The sequence below is a fragment of the Catellatospora sp. TT07R-123 genome (assembly GCF_018327705.1).
Lineage (GTDB): Bacteria > Actinomycetota > Actinomycetes > Mycobacteriales > Micromonosporaceae > Catellatospora.
Genome location: NZ_BNEM01000001.1, coordinates 999,286 through 1,017,722, shown reverse-complemented (window position 1 = coordinate 1,017,722; position 18,437 = coordinate 999,286). Strand labels below are relative to the sequence as shown.

19 protein-coding genes are annotated in these 18,437 nt (G+C 73.1%); 12 read left to right on the top strand and 7 right to left on the bottom strand.

What is annotated here, in order from left to right; translation table 11 throughout:
* Positions 1-88 precede the first annotated feature (88 nt).
* The 4 genes from Cs7R123_RS04285 (at position 89) to Cs7R123_RS04270 (ending at position 2,864) form a co-directional block, all read left to right on the top strand.
* The gene (locus Cs7R123_RS04285) at positions 89-550 is read left to right on the top strand and encodes a low affinity iron permease family protein (RefSeq protein ID WP_244871606.1); all 462 of its coding nucleotides are present in this window, start codon (positions 89-91) and stop codon (positions 548-550) included.
* Positions 551-788: 238 nt separating this feature from the next.
* Entirely contained in the window at positions 789-1,625 is an 837-nt protein-coding gene (locus tag Cs7R123_RS04280; RefSeq protein WP_244871605.1) for a SigB/SigF/SigG family RNA polymerase sigma factor, read from the top strand.
* A 45-nt stretch (positions 1,626-1,670) separates the two neighbouring features.
* The gene (locus Cs7R123_RS04275; protein ID WP_212823562.1) at positions 1,671-1,814 is read left to right on the top strand and encodes a GPGG-motif small membrane protein; all 144 of its coding nucleotides are present in this window, start codon (positions 1,671-1,673) and stop codon (positions 1,812-1,814) included.
* Positions 1,815-1,967: 153 nt separating this feature from the next.
* Positions 1,968-2,864, top strand: coding sequence for a hypothetical protein (locus tag Cs7R123_RS04270; protein WP_212823560.1), 897 nt, complete (start codon positions 1,968-1,970; stop codon positions 2,862-2,864).
* Positions 2,865-2,908: 44 nt separating this feature from the next.
* Here Cs7R123_RS04270 and Cs7R123_RS04265 read toward each other — a convergent pair whose 3' ends face one another.
* Together Cs7R123_RS04265 and Cs7R123_RS04260 are read right to left on the bottom strand one after the other, a co-directional pair.
* Entirely contained in the window at positions 2,909-3,388 is a 480-nt protein-coding gene (locus Cs7R123_RS04265) for a peptidase inhibitor family I36 protein (protein WP_212823558.1), read from the bottom strand.
* Between the two features lie 52 nt (positions 3,389-3,440).
* Positions 3,441-4,310, bottom strand: coding sequence for a hypothetical protein (locus Cs7R123_RS04260; RefSeq protein WP_212823557.1), 870 nt, complete (start codon positions 4,308-4,310; stop codon positions 3,441-3,443).
* 319 nt (positions 4,311-4,629) lie between these two features.
* On the opposite strand from Cs7R123_RS04260, the gene Cs7R123_RS04255 reads away from it, so the two are divergent.
* The 4 genes from Cs7R123_RS04255 to Cs7R123_RS04240 all read left to right on the top strand — a co-directional run bounded on the left by Cs7R123_RS04255 (position 4,630) and on the right by Cs7R123_RS04240 (position 8,554).
* Complete coding sequence (locus Cs7R123_RS04255; protein ID WP_244871604.1) at positions 4,630-6,225, top strand: MFS transporter; 1,596 nt, start codon at positions 4,630-4,632, stop codon at positions 6,223-6,225.
* A gap of 248 nt (positions 6,226-6,473) precedes the next feature.
* Positions 6,474-7,253, top strand: a complete 780-nt coding sequence (locus tag Cs7R123_RS04250; protein WP_212823556.1) for a lytic polysaccharide monooxygenase — start codon at positions 6,474-6,476, stop codon at positions 7,251-7,253.
* 58 nt (positions 7,254-7,311) lie between these two features.
* On the top strand, positions 7,312-7,890 hold the full coding sequence (locus Cs7R123_RS04245; protein ID WP_212823555.1) for a DUF305 domain-containing protein: 579 nt from the start codon (positions 7,312-7,314) through the stop codon (positions 7,888-7,890).
* Between the two features lie 94 nt (positions 7,891-7,984).
* Entirely contained in the window at positions 7,985-8,554 is a 570-nt protein-coding gene (locus tag Cs7R123_RS04240; protein ID WP_212823554.1) for a hypothetical protein, read from the top strand.
* A gap of 53 nt (positions 8,555-8,607) precedes the next feature.
* Here Cs7R123_RS04240 and Cs7R123_RS04235 read toward each other — a convergent pair whose 3' ends face one another.
* On the bottom strand, positions 8,608-10,947 hold the full coding sequence (locus Cs7R123_RS04235; protein ID WP_212823553.1) for an ABC transporter permease: 2,340 nt from the start codon (positions 10,945-10,947) through the stop codon (positions 8,608-8,610).
* Positions 10,944-11,624, bottom strand: a complete 681-nt coding sequence (locus Cs7R123_RS04230; RefSeq protein WP_212823552.1) for an ABC transporter ATP-binding protein — start codon at positions 11,622-11,624, stop codon at positions 10,944-10,946. Before Cs7R123_RS04230 ends, Cs7R123_RS04235 begins: the two co-directional genes overlap by 4 nt.
* A 176-nt stretch (positions 11,625-11,800) precedes the next feature.
* On the opposite strand from Cs7R123_RS04230, the gene Cs7R123_RS39980 reads away from it, so the two are divergent.
* The 3 genes from Cs7R123_RS39980 to Cs7R123_RS04215 all read left to right on the top strand — a co-directional run bounded on the left by Cs7R123_RS39980 (position 11,801) and on the right by Cs7R123_RS04215 (position 14,507).
* Complete coding sequence (locus tag Cs7R123_RS39980) at positions 11,801-13,171, top strand: sensor histidine kinase (protein WP_244871603.1); 1,371 nt, start codon at positions 11,801-11,803, stop codon at positions 13,169-13,171.
* Positions 13,168-13,848: a response regulator transcription factor gene (locus tag Cs7R123_RS04220; RefSeq protein WP_212823550.1), complete on the top strand. Its 681-nt coding sequence runs from the start codon at positions 13,168-13,170 to the stop codon at positions 13,846-13,848. The genes Cs7R123_RS39980 and Cs7R123_RS04220 overlap by 4 nt, the downstream gene beginning before the upstream one ends.
* Before the next feature lie 173 nt (positions 13,849-14,021).
* The gene (locus Cs7R123_RS04215; protein WP_212823548.1) at positions 14,022-14,507 is read left to right on the top strand and encodes an RICIN domain-containing protein; all 486 of its coding nucleotides are present in this window, start codon (positions 14,022-14,024) and stop codon (positions 14,505-14,507) included.
* A 191-nt stretch (positions 14,508-14,698) separates the two neighbouring features.
* Here the strand turns inward: Cs7R123_RS04215 and Cs7R123_RS04210 are convergent, their stop codons facing one another.
* Genes Cs7R123_RS04210 through Cs7R123_RS04200 form a run of 3 tightly spaced genes read right to left on the bottom strand, consistent with a single transcriptional unit; the run spans position 14,699 to position 17,025 of the window.
* Entirely contained in the window at positions 14,699-15,046 is a 348-nt protein-coding gene (locus tag Cs7R123_RS04210; protein ID WP_212823546.1) for a hypothetical protein, read from the bottom strand.
* 42 nt (positions 15,047-15,088) lie between these two features.
* Entirely contained in the window at positions 15,089-15,805 is a 717-nt protein-coding gene (locus tag Cs7R123_RS04205) for a LuxR C-terminal-related transcriptional regulator (protein ID WP_212823544.1), read from the bottom strand.
* On the bottom strand, positions 15,802-17,025 hold the full coding sequence (locus Cs7R123_RS04200; RefSeq protein ID WP_244871602.1) for an ATP-binding protein: 1,224 nt from the start codon (positions 17,023-17,025) through the stop codon (positions 15,802-15,804). Before Cs7R123_RS04200 ends, Cs7R123_RS04205 begins: the two co-directional genes overlap by 4 nt.
* A gap of 232 nt (positions 17,026-17,257) precedes the next feature.
* Here Cs7R123_RS04200 and Cs7R123_RS04195 point away from each other — a divergent pair, with 232 nt between their 5' ends.
* Positions 17,258-18,391 (top strand): peptidoglycan DD-metalloendopeptidase family protein, encoded by a 1,134-nt coding sequence (locus Cs7R123_RS04195; RefSeq protein ID WP_212823542.1) that lies wholly within the window; start codon positions 17,258-17,260, stop codon positions 18,389-18,391.
* Positions 18,392-18,437: the final 46 nt, after the last annotated feature.

Below are 18,437 nucleotides of genomic sequence, written 5' to 3'. Positions count from 1 at the left end.
GTGGCACGGTGATACCCGCCGACGGGCGCGGCAACCGCGCGCCGCCCTCGGACGTTTGGGGGGCGCCCGGCGGGCCTATTGCGCAGTCATGGGAGACACTCCGACGCAGCGGCCGACCGACCACACGCGAGAGCACGGGCCCGACCACAGCCGGCCCCATGACATGCCCGGTGACGTCAGCCCGGGGCTGGGTATGTTCGACAGGTTCGCCACCCATGCCGCGGGGTTCTTCTCCAAGGCGTGGTTCTTCGCGCTCTGCCTGCTGCTGGTGCTGCTGTGGCTGCCCTCGTACTTCGTCGTCGGCGACGTCGACACCTGGCAGCTGATCATCAACACGGCGACCACGATCGTCACGTTCCTGATGGTGGCCCTGCTGCAGAACACGCAGACCCGCGCCGACCGGGCCGTCCAGCACAAGCTCAACGCCATCGCCGATGGCCTGGCCGACCTGATGAGCCACACCGCCCAGGCCGCCGGCCAGCCCGGACTGCACCACGACGTGCGGGAGCTGAAGGCCGCGGTCGGCCTGGAGGAGCGGGAGGGAGCGTGACGGCGGACCCGGCCCGGTCAGGGTCCTGACCAGCGCTTCTACCGGTCGCCCGATGCCCGGGTAGTGCGTTCGGGCGACAGGCGGTATGGTCTTGTCTGCCCGGCACGCGTGTCGGGCACGGCCCCACAGCCGTTTTCACGACGCTCAAGAAGCGGGTGTCGACGCCGAACAGAGGACCGCGGCCGAGTGCGCAGGGCGCACCGGTTCCGACGCGGTTCACTGCGGTGAGGAAACTGCAATGACCATCAGCACCATCAGCACCGTCGACCGTAAGGTCGCCGTCGAGTCCCCCGTCAGCGCGTCTGTCTCCTCCGACGACCTCGACGGCCCCATGGCCGAGGCGGTCCTGGTCCGTCTCGCCGAGGCGGGTCCGGACGACCCGGCTCGTGAAGATCTGCGCCAGCAGGCGATCTGCGCCTGGCTGCCGCTGGCCGAGCGCCTGGCCCGGCGTTTCCGGCACCGTGGTGTGGACACCGAGGACCTGGTCCAGGTGGCCACTGTCGGCCTGATCCAGGCCATCGACCGGTTCGACCCCTCCCGTGGTTCGGCGTTCGTGCATTTCGCGGTCCCGACGGTGGTGGGTGAGCTCAAGCGCCACTTCCGCGACCGCGGCTGGAGCATGCGGGTGTCGCGCCGGATGCAGGAGCTGTACCTGGACGTCAACCGGGTGTCGCCGCAGCTGAGCCAGGAGCTGGGCCGGTGGCCGACGTCGGCGGACCTGGCCGAGCATCTGGGCACGACCGTGGAGGAGGTCCGGTCGGCGGTGCACTGCGCGCAGGCGTACCGGACCGGTTCGCTCAACGTCGCGGTCAGCGGCGAGGACGGCGATCTGGAGATCGGTGAGCTGATCGGTGAGGCCGATCAGGACATCGAGGCGGTGGCGGACCTGCACGCGCTGCGGCAGTACCTGAAGGAGCTGCCGACCCGGGAGCGGCGGATCCTGTCGCTGCGGTTCGGGTGCGGCTACAACCAGGCCCAGATCGCCGAGCAGATCGGGGTGTCGCAGATGCACGTGTCCCGGCTGCTCACCCGCTGCATCGGCACGCTGCGCCAGCAGATGCTCGCCGACGCCTGACAAAGACCGAGGTTTGACTCCGATCGAGAAGGGAAGGTCAACGTCATGGAATTCCTACTGTGGCTTCTCGCCGTCGTCCTGGTCGTCTCCGGGATCTTCGCCCTGGTCCGCCGTCAGGTGCTGTGGGGCATCGTGCTGATCGTGGTCGGTCTGCTGGTCGGACCGGGCGGAGTGAGCATCTTCTCGTAGGCGGCCGCCGAACCCCTGCCGGGGTTCACGACGCGCGAGACCCGGGGCGGGCGGCCGATCAGGCCGCCCGCCCCGACCCGTACCCGGCGGCAACCGCGCCGCCCCGTCCGGCGTCGATGTGGTCGACGAGAATTCGATGAGCGGGGGTTCCTGATGTCGCTTTCCATTCGCACTGCGGCGCTGCTGGCGGTGCTGCTCGCGCTGGCGTCGTGCACGCGACCGGACGGCGCGGACGCGCCGTTGCGGGCGATCGGCGCGCCGCAGGCACCGGCCGGGCCGGACCCGGGGCTGCTGGCGGCCTGGGCCGACTTCCCCGTGGATCGCAAGCCGAGGCCGATCGTGCTGATCGGCGAGGCCGTCAAGGTGGACGGGTTCACGACCGGCGATGCCAAACTCGCGTTCCTGAAGGGTTCGCTGTCGCTGGAGGCCGCGCTGCCGCCGGGCCCGGCGACCGTCCGGGTGCGGCTGCACGACGGTGTGTTCGAACTGCCCGCGATCGGCGCCCGCGCCGCGTACGACCGGATCGCGGCCGTCGGCAGGCCCGACTCGGCGCCCGACGCCAGCCCGGCACCGATGCGGATCACGAAGGTGGAGCTGGGCACCGCGCAGTTCCACACGGACAGGGGCCCGCTGACGCTGCCGGCGTGGCTGTTCACCGGCCCGGAGATGATGGGTCCGCTGGCGGTGCCCGCACCGGGCCCGGCGGCGTTCTGGCGCCCCGACGAGCCCGGCTACAGCGGGATCGGCAACGGGTCGATCGCGGCCGACGGCGTGACGCTGACGGTTCAGCTGCCGCAGCCGCAGGCGGCGTGTCCCGGGCAGCCGGTGCTGCGCTACCAGGCCGAGGCCGTCGAGTCGGGCACGGCGGTCACGGTGGGGCTGCGGGTCGTGGAGACGCTGCCGCCCGCCACCCCGGCGGCGGGCGGCGAGTGCGGGTCGGACCTGGTGCTGCGCAGCGCGCCGTACACGGTGCGGCTGGCCGGGCCGCTGGGCGCCCGGGTGCTGGTGCTGTCGTCCACGGGTGCGGCGGAGGTGGTGCGCGGCGGCTGACACGCGGCGGTGGCCGCCCCCGTGGGGCGGCCACCGATGGCAGGTCAGCCGAAGCAGTTGTAGGACACGAAGCGGTGCGAGGACGCGGCGTTGTCGAAGCCGAGGTCGCGCAGGTCCCAGGTGGCGTCGCCGGGGGCACCGCAGATCGGGTACGGGTGCGCGCTGGTGTTGCCGTAGTTGTACCCGGCGTAGACCTCCACGTAGTTGCCCTGGTTGCTGGAGTTCTTGACCGCCGACGGGGTGTTGTCGACCGTGGCCCCGTCACCCCAGTAGTTGTTGCGGTAGTCGCCGTCGGAGCCCGACCAGTTGTAGCGGTTCACGTCCGAGCCCGGGTTGGTGTAGCGCCACACGCAGAAGTTCCCGGACGGGCAGGACGGTCCGGCCAGGGCGGCCGCGTCGGCGCCGGTGACCAGGGTGGCGGCGAGGCTGGACGGGCCGGCGTCGGCCGCCTGCGCGGCGGTCGCGGGGACCGCGAGCGCGCAGGCGAGGGCCAGCGTGGCGAACGCTGCGGGCAGGATGCGCATGATGGTTCCTTTCTCGAAGGGACTTGCTGCTCCGCGGAGGCTCCGGGAGCGTCTAGGGCCGGGCGATGACCCGGTCGGCCGCGGGCAGCGCGGCACGGCTCAGCTGCCGGAAGTAGCGCAGCGGGTCGCCGCGCTCGCGGCTGGCCTGCACGCTGTAGCGCTCGTGCAGGTCTCTGGCGACGGCGCCGAACCCGGTCGCCGCGGCGCAGCCGGCCTCGGCGGTGGCGCGGGCGATCTCATCGGCCCGGTCGTCGGGTGCGGCACCGTCGCGCAGCTCGTCGGGGGTGGCGGCGGGGTAGCCCCGCTGGGTGACGCATCGCGACCAGCGCTGCTGGGCGGCCAGATAGCTCGGGTCGGCGGTGACCATGGGGCCGACCAGGGGGGTGAGGTTGCGGGCCACGGTCGACACGCCGATCCAGGTCGCCAGGTCGCCGTAGAGTCCGGTGCGTGCCGTGGCCAGGCACGAGTCGGTGTTGGAGGTGACGGTCTGGCCGGTCGGCAGGGTCGTCACCAGCTGGCTGGTGCCGCTGCCGCCGTACGCGAGGTCGTAGCGCCGGCGCCGGTCGGTGTCCAGCCGGTCCGCGTAGACGACGTTGGCGCCGCTGTGCTGGCTCTGCTCGATCTGCCGGGTGAGGTCGCTGCCGTAGCCGTGGGCGGCCGCCCAGGCCGGGTCGTCGAGCACGTAGGTGAGGTCGCGCACGTCCGGCCGGGCCGAGGTCGGGAAGTAGTCGAATCCGTGGTCCCGCATGCAGTCGCGGATGAGCAGCTCCTCGGCGTACCGCAGCCGGTTCCACTCGGCCGGGCTGAGGTCGGGCTCGGTCGCGGCGTGGGCCGGGGCCGCCGGCGCGGCCAGGGCGTGGACGACCAGGGCGGCTGCGGCCGCGGCCAGGCCGAGCGCGAGGATCTTGCGGGCGACTCCCATACCGAAAGCATCAAGGTTGTCGATGGTGGCGGCGTCCGGCCGCCGTTTGATCCTCGATCCGATTTCCGCGGTAGCGCGGTGGCCGGGTGTGCCCCGGGCGGTAATGCCATCGATTGACGTCGTGCCGTGGCGGCCCGGCTGGCAAGCATCTCCGGTTTGACGGCGGGGTGGGCGGCTGCGGCCGCGGGGCGTCTTGGCATTCGGGGTTATCGGCCATATTCGACCCGATACTGTGGAACAGCAACGAACCCGGCGTGAGGTAGCGGCCGTGCCCCACTGCCCGGCCGGCTTCTGCGGCTGACCGTCACTGGGAGGCGGCGTGAGCAGTGCGTCTGAACCTGCCTCGACCGCGCCCGCGCACCAGGGCCGCGTGCTGGCCGCGCTGATCCTGGTGGCGGCCGTGGCCAACCTCAACCTCGCGGTGGCCAACGTCGCCCTGCCCGACATCGGCCGCGCGTTCGACTCGTCGCAGACGGCGCTGAACCTCGTCGCGGTCGCGTACTCGCTGGGGCTGGCCTGCTCGGTGATCTATCTCGGCGCGGTGGGCGACCGCTACGGCCGCAAGCTGATGCTGATCGCCGGGGTCCTGCTGTCGGTCCCGGCGTGCCTGCTGGCCGCGTACGCTCCGACCGACGGTGTCCTGATCGCCGCCCGCCTGCTCGGCGGCTTCTCGGCGGGCATGGCCTACCCGACGACGCTGGCGCTGATCACCGCGCTGTGGTCCGGTGCTGCCCGCACCAGGGCCATCGCGCTGTGGTCGGCGCTCGGCGGCGCGATCGCCGCGCTCGGCCCGCTCGCCTCCGGCGTGCTGCTGGAGCACTTCTGGTGGGGCTCGGTCTTCCTGCTCACCCTGCCCCTGGTCGCCGTCGCCCTCGTCATGGCCGTGCGGCTGGTCCCCGCCCACGTCAACGAGACCACCGAACCGGTCGACAACCTCGGTGGCGTGTTCTCGGTCCTGCTGGTCGGCGGCCTGGTCCTGGCGATCAACTTCGCGCCGGTGCCCGGTGCCGCCACCCTGGTCGCGGTGTTCGCGGTCATCGCGATCGGCGCCGGGGCGGCGTTCCTGGCCCGCGAGCGGCGCGCCGCCAATCCGCTGTACCACCTCGGGGTGGCGTCGCGGCGCATCTTCTGGGTCGCCGCGTGCGCGGGCATCATCGTGTTCGGTTCGCTGATGGGCGCGATGTTCATCGGGCAGCAGTTCCTGCAGAACGTGCTGGGCTACTCCACGGTCGACGCGGGACTGGCGATCCTGCCCGCGACCGTGTTCATGGTGCTGTTCGCGCCCCGCTCGGCCAAGCTCGTCGAGACCCGCGGCGCCCGCTTCACCCTGCTGGTCGGGTACGCCTTCGTGCTCCTGGGCTTCCTGACGATGCTGCTGCTGTGGCGGGAGGGCGTCGCGTACTGGAAGGTCGGCCTCGGCTACGCCTTCATCGGCGCCGGGGTCGGGTTCGCGGGCACGCCAGCGTCCCACTCGCTGACCGGCGCGGTGCCGGTGACCCGTGCGGGCATGGCGTCGGGCACCGCCGACCTGCAACGCGACCTCGGCGGCGCCGTCATGCAGTCGATCTTCGGGGCGCTGCTGACCGCCGGGTACGCCGCCGCGGCGTCGGCCGCCATCGGCGCGGCCGCACCCAGTGACCAGGTCAACGCCAGCGTCCAGGCCCAGCTGACCAAGTCGTTCTCCAGCGCCGCGACCACCGCCCAGCAGTATCCGCAGTACAGCGAGCAGATCGTCGCCGGGGCGAAGGCGGCGTTCCTGCAGGGTGACCAGTGGGCCTATCTCGCCGGGATCGTCGCGGTCCTGATCGGTGCGGCACTGGTGGCGGCGTTCTTCCCGCACCGGGCTGACGAGCGCCGGCTGCTGGCCGAGTACCACGCGCAGGACACCGCCCGGTCGGCTGCCGGGCCGCGCTGACGCGTGCCGGCGACCCGGCTGCGGCCTGGGCGCCCCGGCGGCGTGGTAGGAGCCGGATGGCAATGCCGATCGCCCTGTGCCGAACGCAGGCTTTGGTGGCCGCGGCGTGCCGTTGAATCAGAAGCCAACCTTATTATTTGGTTAACAACATTTACTGTTGTGCTTCTGCTCCTTATCGTCCGGTCAGCGCGTGTCGCCCCCCGACATGCGCCGTACCACCCGATCCCCCATCCGATCAGGAGAAGTAGATGCGCAAACGCATCATCACACCCGCCCTGTCGACATTGGCGATCGTCGCTTCCCTGCTGGTGGCGACCCCCGCCCACGCGCACGGGTACGTGTCGTCCCCGGCGAGCCGGCAGGCCATGTGCGCCCAGGGCAAGGTCACCGGCTGCGGCGACATCGTCTGGGAACCGCAGAGCGTCGAAGCGCCCAAGGGCTCCATGCAGTGCAACGGCGGCGGCAGCCGCTTCTCCGAGCTCAACGACAACAGCAAGAACTGGCCCGCCACGGCGGTGACCGACAACGTCACCTTCACCTGGGTGCTCACGGCCCGCCACCGGACCAGCACCTGGGAGTACTTCGTCGGCAGCACCCGCATCGCGGTCTTCGACGACGGCGGCGCCCAGCCCGGTGCCACCGTCGTGCACAACGTCAGCCTCGGCGGGCGCACCGGCCGCTTCACCGTCCTGGCCCGCTGGAACGTCTACGACACCGTCAACGCGTTCTACTCCTGCGTGGACGTCCAGGTAGGCAGCGGACCCTCGCCCTCGCCGAGCGCGAGCCCCTCCCCGTCCCCGTCGCCGTCGCCGAGCGCCAGCCCGTCGCCGTCGCCGTCCCCCTCGAAGTCGGCCTCGCCGTCCCCGTCGACCAGCCCCTCCACCGGCGGGACCTGGGCGGCCGGCACCGCGTACGCCGTCGGCGCGACCGTCACCTACGGCGGCCTCACCTACCGCTGCCGCCAGGCCCACACCGCCATCGCCGGCTGGGAACCGCCCAACGTCCCCGCCCTCTGGCAGCTCGTCTGAACCCCGCCGGGTCCGCCCCGCTCCGGCGCGGACCCGGCACCTCGTCAAGGAGACCCGCATGAGACGCCACGCCCTGATCCTCGCCGCCCTGCTGGCCCTGACCGGGTGCGCCCCCGGCGGCAGCCCGGCGGCCGCGCCCGCCGGCTCACCGCCGCCCACCGTCTCGGAGAACGGCGGGTTCAACGACACCGACGTCATGTTCGCCCAGATGATGCTCGCCCAGTACGCCCCCGCCGCCGCGCTGCTCGACGTCGCCCGTACCCGCGCCGTCGGGGAGAAGGTCAAGACCCTGACCGCCGCGATCGCCGTCACCCAGGCCGACGAACGCAAGTCGATCGAGAACTGGCTCGCCACCTGGAAGAAGCCGCTGACACCCGGCACCGACGCCGGGATCCACGCCGGACACGGCGGCCTGCCCGCCGATCCCGCCGCCGAGCTGCGGGCGCTGCGCGAGGCCGGCGCCGCCGAGTTCGACAAGGTGCTGCTCAACCTCCTGATCGGCCGCCAGCACCAGGCCGTGGAGTATGCCCGGATGGAGCTCTCGTCGGGCACCAACGCCGCGGCGCTCGCGCTGGCCACCCGCGTCGACCAGTCCCGGACCGCCCAGATCTCCATGATGCTCGGCCTGGTCGGCTGACCCGCCCCTGAGCCGGCTCAGGGACCTGGTCTGGGGGTTAATGGGGGAGCGCGCCGGAGGATTCTGGGGTCCGGCGCCCGCCAGGATGATCTACATGAGATTCGCGTTCATCGCCGGCCCCGCCCTGCTGATCCTGTACGGCCTCATCCGGCTCGCCGGGCAGAGCGACGGCGTCTACGGTCCCGGCGCGGACTGGCAGCTCGCCCACCTGGCCGGGCTGCTCGGCATGATCGCGTTCATCCCGGTCGTGCTGGCGATGGCCCGGATGATCCGCAACCGGGCCGGCCGCGCGCTCGTCGGCGGGATCACGCTGCTCGGCCTGGCCGCCTCGATGGTGCAGTTCGCGGTGGACATGGTCGAGGCGGCCATGGCCGCCGACCGTGCCGACCTCAAGCACCTGCAACACGAGTTCAGCGCCCTGCCGGGCGTCGAGCCGCTGGTCTACAGCGTCGTGCCGCAGCTGTTCTTCCTCGGCCTGATCGTCCTCGCGGTGACGCTCGCGGCGACTCGGCGACTTCCCTGGTGGAGCCCGGTGCTCATCGTGGCCGGGGTGGTCATGGTGCCCTTCACGCTCGACCTGATCCCGGTCGCCGGGGCGCTCTTCCTCCTGGCCCTGCTGCCGCTGGCCCGCCGCCCCCGCCCCGCGGCCGTGCCGGCGACCTAGACATCACCATCGACGGGACGGGGCGGACGCGTGGCGTCCGCCCCGTCTCCCGATCACTCGGCCCGCAGCGCCGTGGCCACGCGGGTGCGCGCCGCCCAACCGGCGGGCAGCAGCGCGCCGATCACCGCGAGCAGGATTCCGGCGCCGCCGAGCAGCAGCAGCTGGCCGGGCTGGTAGACGTCCATCGCGGACTGCGGCAGCGCCGTCGACGCCGCCTCGCCCATGATCGGCAGTACGGCGTGGTGCAGGGCGATGCCCAGGGGCACGGCGACGACTCCGGCGACCAGTCCCAGCCCGACCATGGAGGTGATCACCATGGTCCGGGTCTGGCGGGGCGTCATGCCCAGCGACTTGAGCACCCCGATCTCGTGGATGCGCTCGCGGGTCGTGAGCACGACGGTGTTGAGCACCCCGAGGGCGGCGACGACGCCGAGCAGCAGGGTCAGCGTCGCGATCAGCGCCTTGATCACGGTGATGGTCTCACCGCCCTCGCCGGCGAGGTTGTCCTCGACGTACACCCCGGAGGTGTCCTCGGGGAACTTCGCCTGGAGCGCCTGGGTGTACTGTGCGGAGTCGGTGCCGGGGGCGAGCCCGACCTCGACGTGGGCCGCGCGCGGTTCGGTGACCAGCGACGTGTCGCCGATCATCGTGTACCGGTCGCTGCCGTTGATGAACTCGCCGGTGATGGTGACCTGGTGCCCGCCGGCCAGGGTGAGCCGGTCGCCGACCGCGTGCCCGGTCTGGCGCAGGAAGTACGACGAGACCATGACCTCGCCGGTGCCGGTGTACCAGCGCCCGGCGGCGAGGCGGTATCCGGTCCAGCTCGCGTCGCCGGTGTACCCGAGCAGGGTGACCTCCTGTCCGATGCCCGCGACCCGGATGTCGCCCTCGCGCAGCAGCGACGAGTGCGCGGTCCCGGACGTCGCGGCGACCGCGGCCGCGACGGCGGCCGGCTCGGGCGGTGCGATCGCCTCGGTGCCAGGCCTGCGCATCTCGGGGCCGAAGCCGCCGGGCACCATGGCGTGCACCGTCACGGGGACGGCGTCGATGCGGGTGAAGGCGGTGTTCACCTCGGTCATCGACGCGGACAGGCCGGCGGAGAACACCAGCGTCACCGCGCCGAGCAGCAGTGCGACCAGGGTGGCCACCGCTCGGGAGGGCCGGGCCAGCGGCATGCCGAGGCCGAGCGCGACCGGGCGGGGCAGCCGGGAGGCGGTCAGCGCCCGCCGGGCGCGGAAGCCCCGGCCGGTGCGGGGTGCGCGGCCCACGCTGATCGCCTGGTTGGCGGCCAGCCGCCCGGCCCGCAGCGCCGGTCCGGCGGCGGCGAGCGCGACCAGCACCGGCATGGCGACCAGGACGACGCCGAGGACCCAGAGCGGGACGCCCGCACCGCCGCCGGGCAGGTGGTACGCGTCGTCGGTCTGCGCGAGCAGCGGGATCGCCAGGCCCGCGCCGAGCGCGGCGCCGAGGACCGCGCCGACCACCGCGGGGGCGAGGACCTGGATGAGGTAGACGGCGAGGACCTGGCCGGGGGTGAAGCCGAGGGTCTTGAGGATGCCGATGGTGCGGAAGCCCGACACGACGGCGCCGTTGATCACGTTGACGGTGATCAGGGCGGACAGCACGATGCCGAGGATCGCGAACGCGATCACGAACGGCGCGATCGCGGAGATGGACCGGTTGAGGGCCTGCCGGACGGTCACGTACGTGGTGGCGCCGGTGACGGCGCCCGCGGGCAGGGCGGCGGTCGCGGTGGCCAGGGCGGTGCGCAGTGCGGCGTCGTCGCCGGGGCCGGTGAAGCGGTAGAGCATCTGCCGGGTGGTGTCGGGGCCGGTCAGGACGTCGGTCTGGGTGGGCCACACCCAGGCGTCGGCGGTGCCGGTGACGGACGCGGCGATGCCGACGATGCGCAGCGGCACCTGGTTCACCGTCACCGAGTCGCCGATCGCGGCACGCGGTCCGGCGACGCGGTCGGTGAGCACGATCTGACCGGGGCCGGTCAGCCAGGCGCCGCTGCTGAGGGTGAGCCGGTCGACGGACCCGGCCCGCTGGTCGCGTCCCACGATCGCGTATTTGAGGCCGGGCGGCCCGAGCACGCCGGAGACGGCGGCCGTGGTCTGGTCGAACGGGCCCGCTGCGGCGGCGACCCCGGGGGCCGCCGCGGTCGCGGCGAGCTGGTCGGCGGGCACGTCGGCGGAGACGGTGGCGGTGACGTGGGAGCCGGACGCGTCGGCGAAGGCGGTGTCGAACGGGCCGTGCGAGGCGACCAGCAGGCCGATGCCGAGGACGGCGGTGGCGGCCGACAGCAGCACGACGATACCGACGATCATGGTCTGGAGGCGGCGGCGCGCGACTGCGGCGCGGGCGGCGGCCAGGACGGCGCCGGCGCTCACGCGGGCACCGCCTCGGTGGCGCGGCCGTCACGCATGGTGATGAGGCGTCGGCCTGCCGCACCCGCCAGCTGCGGGTCGTGGGTGACCAGCAGCAGGGTCAGGCCGTCGGCGGACAGCTCGTGCAGCAGGTCGCGCACGCCCGCGGCCGCCTCCTGGTCGACGGCGCCGGTGGGTTCGTCGGCCAGCAGGAGTTGCGGGCGGTTCATGAGCGCGCGGGCGATGGCCACGCGCTGGCGCTGGCCGCCGGACAGGCGGGCCGGGTAGTCGTCGCACTTGCCCGCGATGCCGAGCCGGTCCAGCAGCTCGTCCGCGCGGCGTCGGGCCGCGGCGGTGCGCAGGCCGGCCAGGCGGGCGGGCAGCAGCACGTTGTCGCGTACGGTCATCTCGTCCAGCAGGTGGAAGAACTGGAAGATGATGCCGATGTTGGCGCTGCGGAAGCGGGCCAGCGCGGTCTCCGACAGCTTGTCGACGCGCACGCCCGCGACCTCGACGCTGCCGCCCGTGGGCCGGTCCAGACCCGCGATGACGTTGAGCAGGGTGGACTTGCCGCTGCCCGACGGGCCCATCACGGCGACGGCCTCCCCGGCCCGCACCGTCAGGTCCACGCCCGTCAGGGCCGGTGGCCCGGCTGCCTCGTACGCTTTCGCGACGTCGCGCAGGCGGATCAGTTCGGTCATGGGTGTCGCCCCTTTGCCAAGGTCGGTTTGCCGGACCTGGCGACGGTAGGAAGCGGCGTCGGGTCGGCGCGTCCGGCGCGGGGCTGATCGCGGGCCGGTGGCATCCGTCACGATGATGAGGCGGGTAGTCATCACGGTGGACGCCCCCACCGGCTGACCTGGGCACAATGTCAGGCGTGCCGACGACGCTGCGCCGCCTGTCCGACCGCCTGGGAGTGCCGCGGGCCGACCTTGCCCTGGCGGCGGTGCTCGTCGTGGCCGGGATCGCCTGGGCGGCCGTCGTCGGTGCCGGTCCCGGTGACGCGCCCGCCCCGGTGCACCTGGACTTCCCCGGTATCAGCCGGGCGGCGGCAGGGGAGCAGGAGAAACGGCCCGAGGCGCCACAACTGCCTCAACTGCCTCAGACCCCCGAGACGCCTGAGGCACCTGAGTCGCCCGAGGCACCTGAGTCTCCTGAGGCGCCGGAGACCGCTGAGGTCGGACGGGCGGCGGTGGTGCCCCCCGAGTTCGTCCGGCACGAGGAGGACGGCGGGACCGACGACGGCATGCTGCTGGTCAACGTCATCGCCGGGGCGGCGGTGGCGGTGCGCCGCCGCTGGCCGCTGGCGGGCTTCGCGGTCGCGGCCGGCGCGGTGTTCGTCATCCAGGACGGCCTGCTGTGGCCCGGGTTTCTGGCGGTGCTGATCTGCGCGTACTCCGCGGTGGCGTACGGCCGCAGCGTGCTGCGGGCAGCCGCGCTGCTGACGGTCGGGGCGGTGGTCTCCGCGACGCTGTTCGCCCAGTCGATCCCGCAGATGCCAGGCTGGGCCAGCCCGTTCGCGGTGCTGCTGCCCGCCGGGCTGTTCGCCGCCGCCCTGCGCAGCGCCCGGGAACGCGCCGACGCCGCGGCCCGCCGCGCCGTCGCGCTGGAGCAGGAGCAGGCGGCCACCGCGCGGGCGGCGGTGGCCGAGGAACGGGCCCGGATCGCCCGCGAGCTGCACGACGTGGTCAGCCACCATGTCAGCGTCATGGTGGTGCAGGCGGGTGCGGCGGGCAAGGTCATCGACCGGCGGCCGGACCTGGCCGCCGGTGCGCTCAGCGCGATCGAGGACAGCGGCCGGGCCGCGATGGCCGAGCTGCGTCACCTGCTGGGGCTGATGGCGCCCGTCGACGACCGGTTGCACCCGCAGCCCGGCCTGCGCGAGCTGCACGTCCTGGTCGACGCGGTACGTGCCGCGGGCCAGCCGGTGACCCTGCACCGTGACGGCACCGACGTCCCGGAGGGAGTCGACCTGACGGCGTACCGGGTCGTGCAGGAGGGGCTGACCAACGCGCTGCGCCACGCCCCCGGCGCGCCCACGGCGGTGGACATCCGCCGGGACGGCGACGAGCTGCTGGTGGAGGTCAGCAACCAGACGCCGACCGGTGAACCGGGCGGGCCGGGTGCCGGGCGCGGGCTGCTGGGCCTGCGGGAGCGGCTGCGGCTGCACGACGGCACGTTGCAGGCTGCGGCCGTACCCGGTGGCGGCTTCCGGCTGACCGCGCGCATTCCGGCGGCGGCGTCATGAGCGGGCAGTTGCGGGTGCTGGTCGCCGACGACCAGGCCCTGGTCCGCAGCGGTTTCACGATGATCCTCGCCGCGGCGGGCATCGACGTGGTGGGGGAGGCGGGCGACGGCGAGGCCGCCCTTGCCGCGGTGCGGCGGCTGCGGCCGGACGTGGTGCTGATGGACATCCGCATGCCGGGCATGGACGGGCTGGAGGCGACCCGCCGCCTGCTGGCGTCCGGGGCGAGCACCACCGCGGGCGAACCGACCCGGGTGATCATCCTGACCACGTTCGACCTCGACGAGTACGTCTACGCGGCCCTGCGTGCCGGGGCCAGCGGCTTCCTGCTCAAGGACGTGACACCCGACCATCTGGTGCACGCGGTGCGGCTGGTCCGCGACGGCGACGCGCTGCTCGCGCCGTCGATCACCCGGCGGCTGGTGGACCGGTTCGCCGTCACCCGGTCCGAGGCGCGGGAGGACTACGGCGCGCTGCCGAGCCTGACCGCCCGCGAACGCGAAGTGCTGGTGCTGCTGGCCCGGGGCCTGTCCAACGCGGAACTGGCCGCGCAGCTGCAACTCGGTGAGGCGACGGTGAAGACGCACGTGGCCCGGATCCTGGCCAAGCTGCAACTGCGCGACCGGGTCCAGGCGGTGATCTTCGCGTACGAGAGCGGCCTGATCAGCCCCGGTGCGTGAGCCGTCCGCCGGGTTGCGGCGAGCGGCGACGATCGCCCGCATGAAGCGCCCGCTCGCGGGGGCTGCGCGGGTCGGTGCTGTCAGCTCGCCGACGCGAACGGCATCCACCTCTGTCGAATTGAGTGTTCTCGATCTATGATCCTGACCTATTCGATCCTGAGCTGGAGGTCCACATGATTCGCCGCGTCCCGCAAGTCCTGCTGGCGGCCCTGGTCGCCCTGTCCGCGACGGCGCTGCCGGCCGCTCCCGCGCACGCCGACTCCTGGTCCGCCGTCTTCATCGAGAGCCACCTGTCCGGCACCTGCGTCGCGGTGCCTGACGCCACCGAGGGTGCCGCCGCCACCCAAGAGATCTGCGTCGACCTGGGCACCCAGCTGTGGAACGTCACCGAGATCGCGACCGGCAAGTACCGGATCAGCAGCTTCGGCACCGGCAAGTGCCTGGCCGGGGTCGGCACCGTGACCGGATCGCCGGTGCAGCAGCTGACCTGCAACGGCGGAACCGCCCAGCAGTGGAACGGCGGCGGATCGGGCAACACCTTCCGGTTCACCAACGTGGCCAGCGGCAAGTGCCTGACCCGGCCGAGCAAGGACCCCGGCACCGCACTGATCCAGGGCAGCTGCGTCCCGCTGAACGCGCAGTGGCAGCTGCTCTTCTGACGCCGCCGGCGACGAGCCCTCCCGGCCTGAAGGCGGGTTGACCTGGTGAGGCGGGTTCCGGCCGGGCCGGATGATCGGCGTTCTCGGTCGGAACCCGCGCGTCGGCGCCGCTTTCTGCCCGCAGGCAGCGATCTCCAACCCGTGCCGACGGCCGTGGCCGCACCCTGGGCGGCGCTACGCCGCGGCCGCGGTCACGGATTGCCGCTGCGGCAGGCGGCGCCGCTGGTGTCGGTGGCGGACGCGCCGAGCGCGTCGACGACCACCGCCTTGTACTGGTTGCCGCTGGTCGTAGAGCATCCCCAGCTCGTGAACGCCTTGTCGTCCTGGGAGGCGAAGTAGGCGCCGTTGTAGTACCAGCGGGTCTTGAACGGGGCGGTGCCGCCGGTGATGGTGCGCTCGCAGAGCACCGCGTAGTGGCCGAGCGATTCGCAGGTCACGTCGACGGCCGGCGCCGCCTGCGCGGGTGACGCCTGTGCGATTCCGGCGGCGGCCAGCAGGGCGACGGCGGCGAGCCGGGCCAGGGTGCGAGATGAGGTCATGTCCAGCATGATATCGATATACAACGATGTAATCCATGGCTGTCAGGGCTGGCCGCGCGGACCCGTCCGGCCTGCGCCGACCCGCCACCAGTCCGCCGCCTCGGCCGTCTGCCCGGGCCAGAAGTCGAGCAGATCGCCTGGTGCGAGGCCCAGGGCACGCTCGATCTCGGCGGGGGTGAGGCTGCGCAGCGAGTCCGACAGCGACCGGGTCAGGTCCAGCCAGTACCCGCGCAGCGTCGACTCGCTGACGTACAGCTGCTTGGCGACCTGGGCGTAGCTCAGCCCGCGGGCCCGGCCGTGCAGGATCTGGCGCTGCCGTGCGCTGAGCACGGTGATGCAGTCGCGCCGGACCAGCACCTCCAGAATGCCGACCACCGGTTGGGGCACCACCGTGCCACCGGCGGCGACCTCCAGGAACAGCTGCTCGGCCCGGCCGGTGGGCAGTGCCTTCGACACGAAGCCCCGCGCGCCGGCCGCGATGCACGCGGCCAGGACGAAGCGGCGTTCCTCCTGGCTGTAGACGCAGATCCGGTATCCGCACGCGGTCAGCGCCCGGATCGCGGCGATGCCCTGCCGGACCTCGGGCTGCGCGGAGTTGGCCAGATGCAGGTCGAGCAGCACGACCTCGACCTCGGGTCGCCGCCGCAGCAGCTCCTCGACCGTCGGCACCGCCGCGACGACGTCCAGTCCCGGCATGAGCAGTCCCAGCGAGTCGCGGATCAGCGATGCGTCGTCGACCACCGCGACGGCGGGCCTCATCCGCCGCTCCGGGCGCCGTCGCGCTCGGCGGGGGCGGCCGTGCGCGAGTGCGGCGACGAGATCGTCACCGTGGTCCCCGCGCCGGGCGCCGATTCGATCTCGACGTCGAGCAGGTGGCGGCGCAGCTCGCCGACGACGACCTCGCGCAGCCCGACCCCGAGCTCGGCCGCGGCCGGGTCGAAGCCGACACCGTCGTCGCGTACGGTCAGCGCCCAGCCGCCGTGGTCGTCGTGGTCGAGGTGCACCACGACGCCCGTGGCCCGCGCGTGCAAACGCACGTTGAGCAGGAGGCTGTCGAGCGCGTGCACGACGGCGTCGGCCTGCGCGGCGGGCAGGGCCAGGCCGGCGCCGAGGTCGAGCAGCGCGTCGACGTGCAGGTCGGGGAACCGGTCGCAGGCCCGCCCGAGCTCCGCCGCGAGCGCCACGGCCGCCCCGGCTGCCGGAGAGCCGGCCTCCGGTGCCCGCCCGCGCAGGTAGGAGCGCATCCGCCGCAGTTCGACCTCGGCCAGGTCGAGCAGGCGGGAGCGGGAGGACTCGGGAACAGGCTCGGTGAGCAGGCGCATCAGGGCGACGCCGTTGTGCATCATCACCTGGGCGCGCCGCTCCTCCTCGCGGCGGGCGAGTTCGGCCGCCTGCGCCCGCGAGGTGTCGGCGGCGTGGGCGATGCGGCGGGCGAACCGGAAGAACATGCGGGTGACCAGGGCGTACACGATGTAGGTGAGCACGTTGCCGACTGCGGTCCAGGTCATCTGGGCGGCGACGTCCCCGCTCAGGTAGACGGCGTAGCAGGCGATGACGCCGAGCAGCCCGCCGGCCCAGACGACGACGCTGCGGACGCCGCCGGCCGTGATGATGATCGACAATGCGTAGCCGGGCTGGTAGGCGACCCAGGTGCCGAAGCGCTCCCCGTCGACCAGCACCAGCGGCCCGAGCACCAGCAGCAGGCACGCCAGCGCGAAGTCCGCGGCCGAGGCCGCCGTGCCGGGCGGGTGGCGGCGGACCAGGGTCATCGCGCTGACCAGTGCGGCCGCCACCGCGGCTGCGGCCCAGCACGCGGTGTACGCGGCAGGGCGCGGTGACGTCGCCATCCCGAGGTGGGCGGCCGGGACCATCTGCGCGATCGTGCCCAGGCGGACCCCGGCGACGAAGTACGAGAACGCGCGCTCCACCCCGGCCTGGGTGGTCGGCAGCTCCGTCCATGCCCTGCTCCAGCGGCTCACGGAACCTCCCGGGTCGGCGACGGCGCAGTCCGCCGCGAAGCGGGCGGATCCGTCGGGTCGGCACGAACCCGCGAAACGACAAGGTACGCAAGCGCCGCGAGGTTGGCCAGTTCCTCGTGGGCATCCGGCCGTCGCGGAAAGTCCGCGGGTTCGTTGGGTTGCCCCGGCCACACCTATCGGCTGTGCTCGATGGGCTCGCGATCCGCGCGACGAGCCCGCCGCAGGAGGCCACATGTCTGAATACGGAACACCGTCCGACCAGTACGGACCCTGTTGCGGCACCGGCCGCGACGACGACCGCGCCCCGACCTTCGACCGCCGCGCCCTGCTGCGGCGCGGCGCCGCGGCGGGCGGCGGCATCCTGGTCGGCGGGCTCCTGCTGCCGGACCTGGCGTACGCCGCACCGGCCATCTACAACCCGTTCAGCGCCTACCCCATCACCGGCACCTGGCAGGAGCACCTCGACCGCGGCTCGCTGGGCGGCATCGACTTCGCCATGGCCGTCGGCACCTCCCTGCCGGCCTGCGGTGCCGGGACGATCCAGAACATCCCGTACAACGGGACCGGCGGGCACACCGTCACCATCTACCACGCCGACGGGTATCGCAGCCAGTACATGCACCTGTCGCAGTTCCTGCTGGCCAACGGCACCGCCGTGGGTTCAGGCGCGATCGTGGGCCGCTCCGGCGGCGCCGCCGGAGCCGACGGCGCGGGCAGCTCCACCGGCCCGCACGTGCACTGGCACATGATCGACCCGAACGGGGTACGGATCAACCCGCTCACCTTCGTCTCCGGCCCCGGCACCTCCTCCGAAGGCCGGATCCTGCAGGAGATCGGCCAGGCCGGCGGCTACACCGGCCCGGTCGACGGGGTGCCCGGCCCGAACACGTGGCGCGGCGTGCAGCAGGTCGTGAAGGGATACGGCTACACCGGCCCCCTCGACGGCGTACCCGGCACCAACACGTACGCGGCGATGCAGCGCCTGGCGCAGCAGGGCGGCTACGCCGGTCCGGTCGACGGCGCGCTCGGCGTCAACTCGTGGAAGGGCCTGCAGACGGTCCTGCGCGGCTTCGGCTACAGCGGCCCGATCGACGGGTTGCCCGGCACGAACACCTACGCGGCGCTCCAGCGGTTGGCGAAACTCGGCGGGTACACCGGCCCGGCCGACGGCGCGCTCGGCGCCAACTCGTGGAAGGGCGTGCAGAAGGTGCTCAGCGGCTACGGCTACGCCGGCCCGATCGACGGCGTCGCGGGCGTCAACACCTACGCCGCGCTTCAGCGGATGGCGCAGCTCGGCGGATACTCCGGACCCGTCGACGGCATCCCCGGCCCGAACACCTGGGCCGCGCTGTCCCGCCTCATCTGAGCACCGGCCGGCGGCCGGGGCAGGCCGGCAGCGCCTGCTCCGGCAG

What these genes read in the sequence shown, in the direction of transcription:
- Cs7R123_RS04220 (WP_212823550.1), top strand. Translation starts at nt 13,168, where the DNA reads ATGAGCGGGCAGTTGCGGGTGCTGGTCGCCGACGACCAGGCCCTGGTC.
- Cs7R123_RS04280 (WP_244871605.1), top strand. Translation starts at nt 789, where the DNA reads ATGACCATCAGCACCATCAGCACCGTCGACCGTAAGGTCGCCGTCGAG.
- Cs7R123_RS04285 (WP_244871606.1), top strand. Translation starts at nt 89, where the DNA reads ATGGGAGACACTCCGACGCAGCGGCCGACCGACCACACGCGAGAGCAC.
- Cs7R123_RS04265 (WP_212823558.1), bottom strand. Translation starts at nt 3,388, where the DNA reads ATGCGCATCCTGCCCGCAGCGTTCGCCACGCTGGCCCTCGCCTGCGCG.
- Cs7R123_RS04205 (WP_212823544.1), bottom strand. Translation starts at nt 15,805, where the DNA reads ATGAGGCCCGCCGTCGCGGTGGTCGACGACGCATCGCTGATCCGCGAC.
- Cs7R123_RS04260 (WP_212823557.1), bottom strand. Translation starts at nt 4,310, where the DNA reads ATGGGAGTCGCCCGCAAGATCCTCGCGCTCGGCCTGGCCGCGGCCGCA.
- Cs7R123_RS04210 (WP_212823546.1), bottom strand. Translation starts at nt 15,046, where the DNA reads ATGACCTCATCTCGCACCCTGGCCCGGCTCGCCGCCGTCGCCCTGCTG.
- Cs7R123_RS04240 (WP_212823554.1), top strand. Translation starts at nt 7,985, where the DNA reads ATGAGATTCGCGTTCATCGCCGGCCCCGCCCTGCTGATCCTGTACGGC.
- Cs7R123_RS04270 (WP_212823560.1), top strand. Translation starts at nt 1,968, where the DNA reads ATGTCGCTTTCCATTCGCACTGCGGCGCTGCTGGCGGTGCTGCTCGCG.
- Cs7R123_RS04250 (WP_212823556.1), top strand. Translation starts at nt 6,474, where the DNA reads ATGCGCAAACGCATCATCACACCCGCCCTGTCGACATTGGCGATCGTC.
- Cs7R123_RS04275 (WP_212823562.1), top strand. Translation starts at nt 1,671, where the DNA reads ATGGAATTCCTACTGTGGCTTCTCGCCGTCGTCCTGGTCGTCTCCGGG.
- Cs7R123_RS04230 (WP_212823552.1), bottom strand. Translation starts at nt 11,624, where the DNA reads ATGACCGAACTGATCCGCCTGCGCGACGTCGCGAAAGCGTACGAGGCA.
- Cs7R123_RS04245 (WP_212823555.1), top strand. Translation starts at nt 7,312, where the DNA reads ATGAGACGCCACGCCCTGATCCTCGCCGCCCTGCTGGCCCTGACCGGG.
- Cs7R123_RS04215 (WP_212823548.1), top strand. Translation starts at nt 14,022, where the DNA reads ATGATTCGCCGCGTCCCGCAAGTCCTGCTGGCGGCCCTGGTCGCCCTG.
- Cs7R123_RS04195 (WP_212823542.1), top strand. Translation starts at nt 17,258, where the DNA reads ATGTCTGAATACGGAACACCGTCCGACCAGTACGGACCCTGTTGCGGC.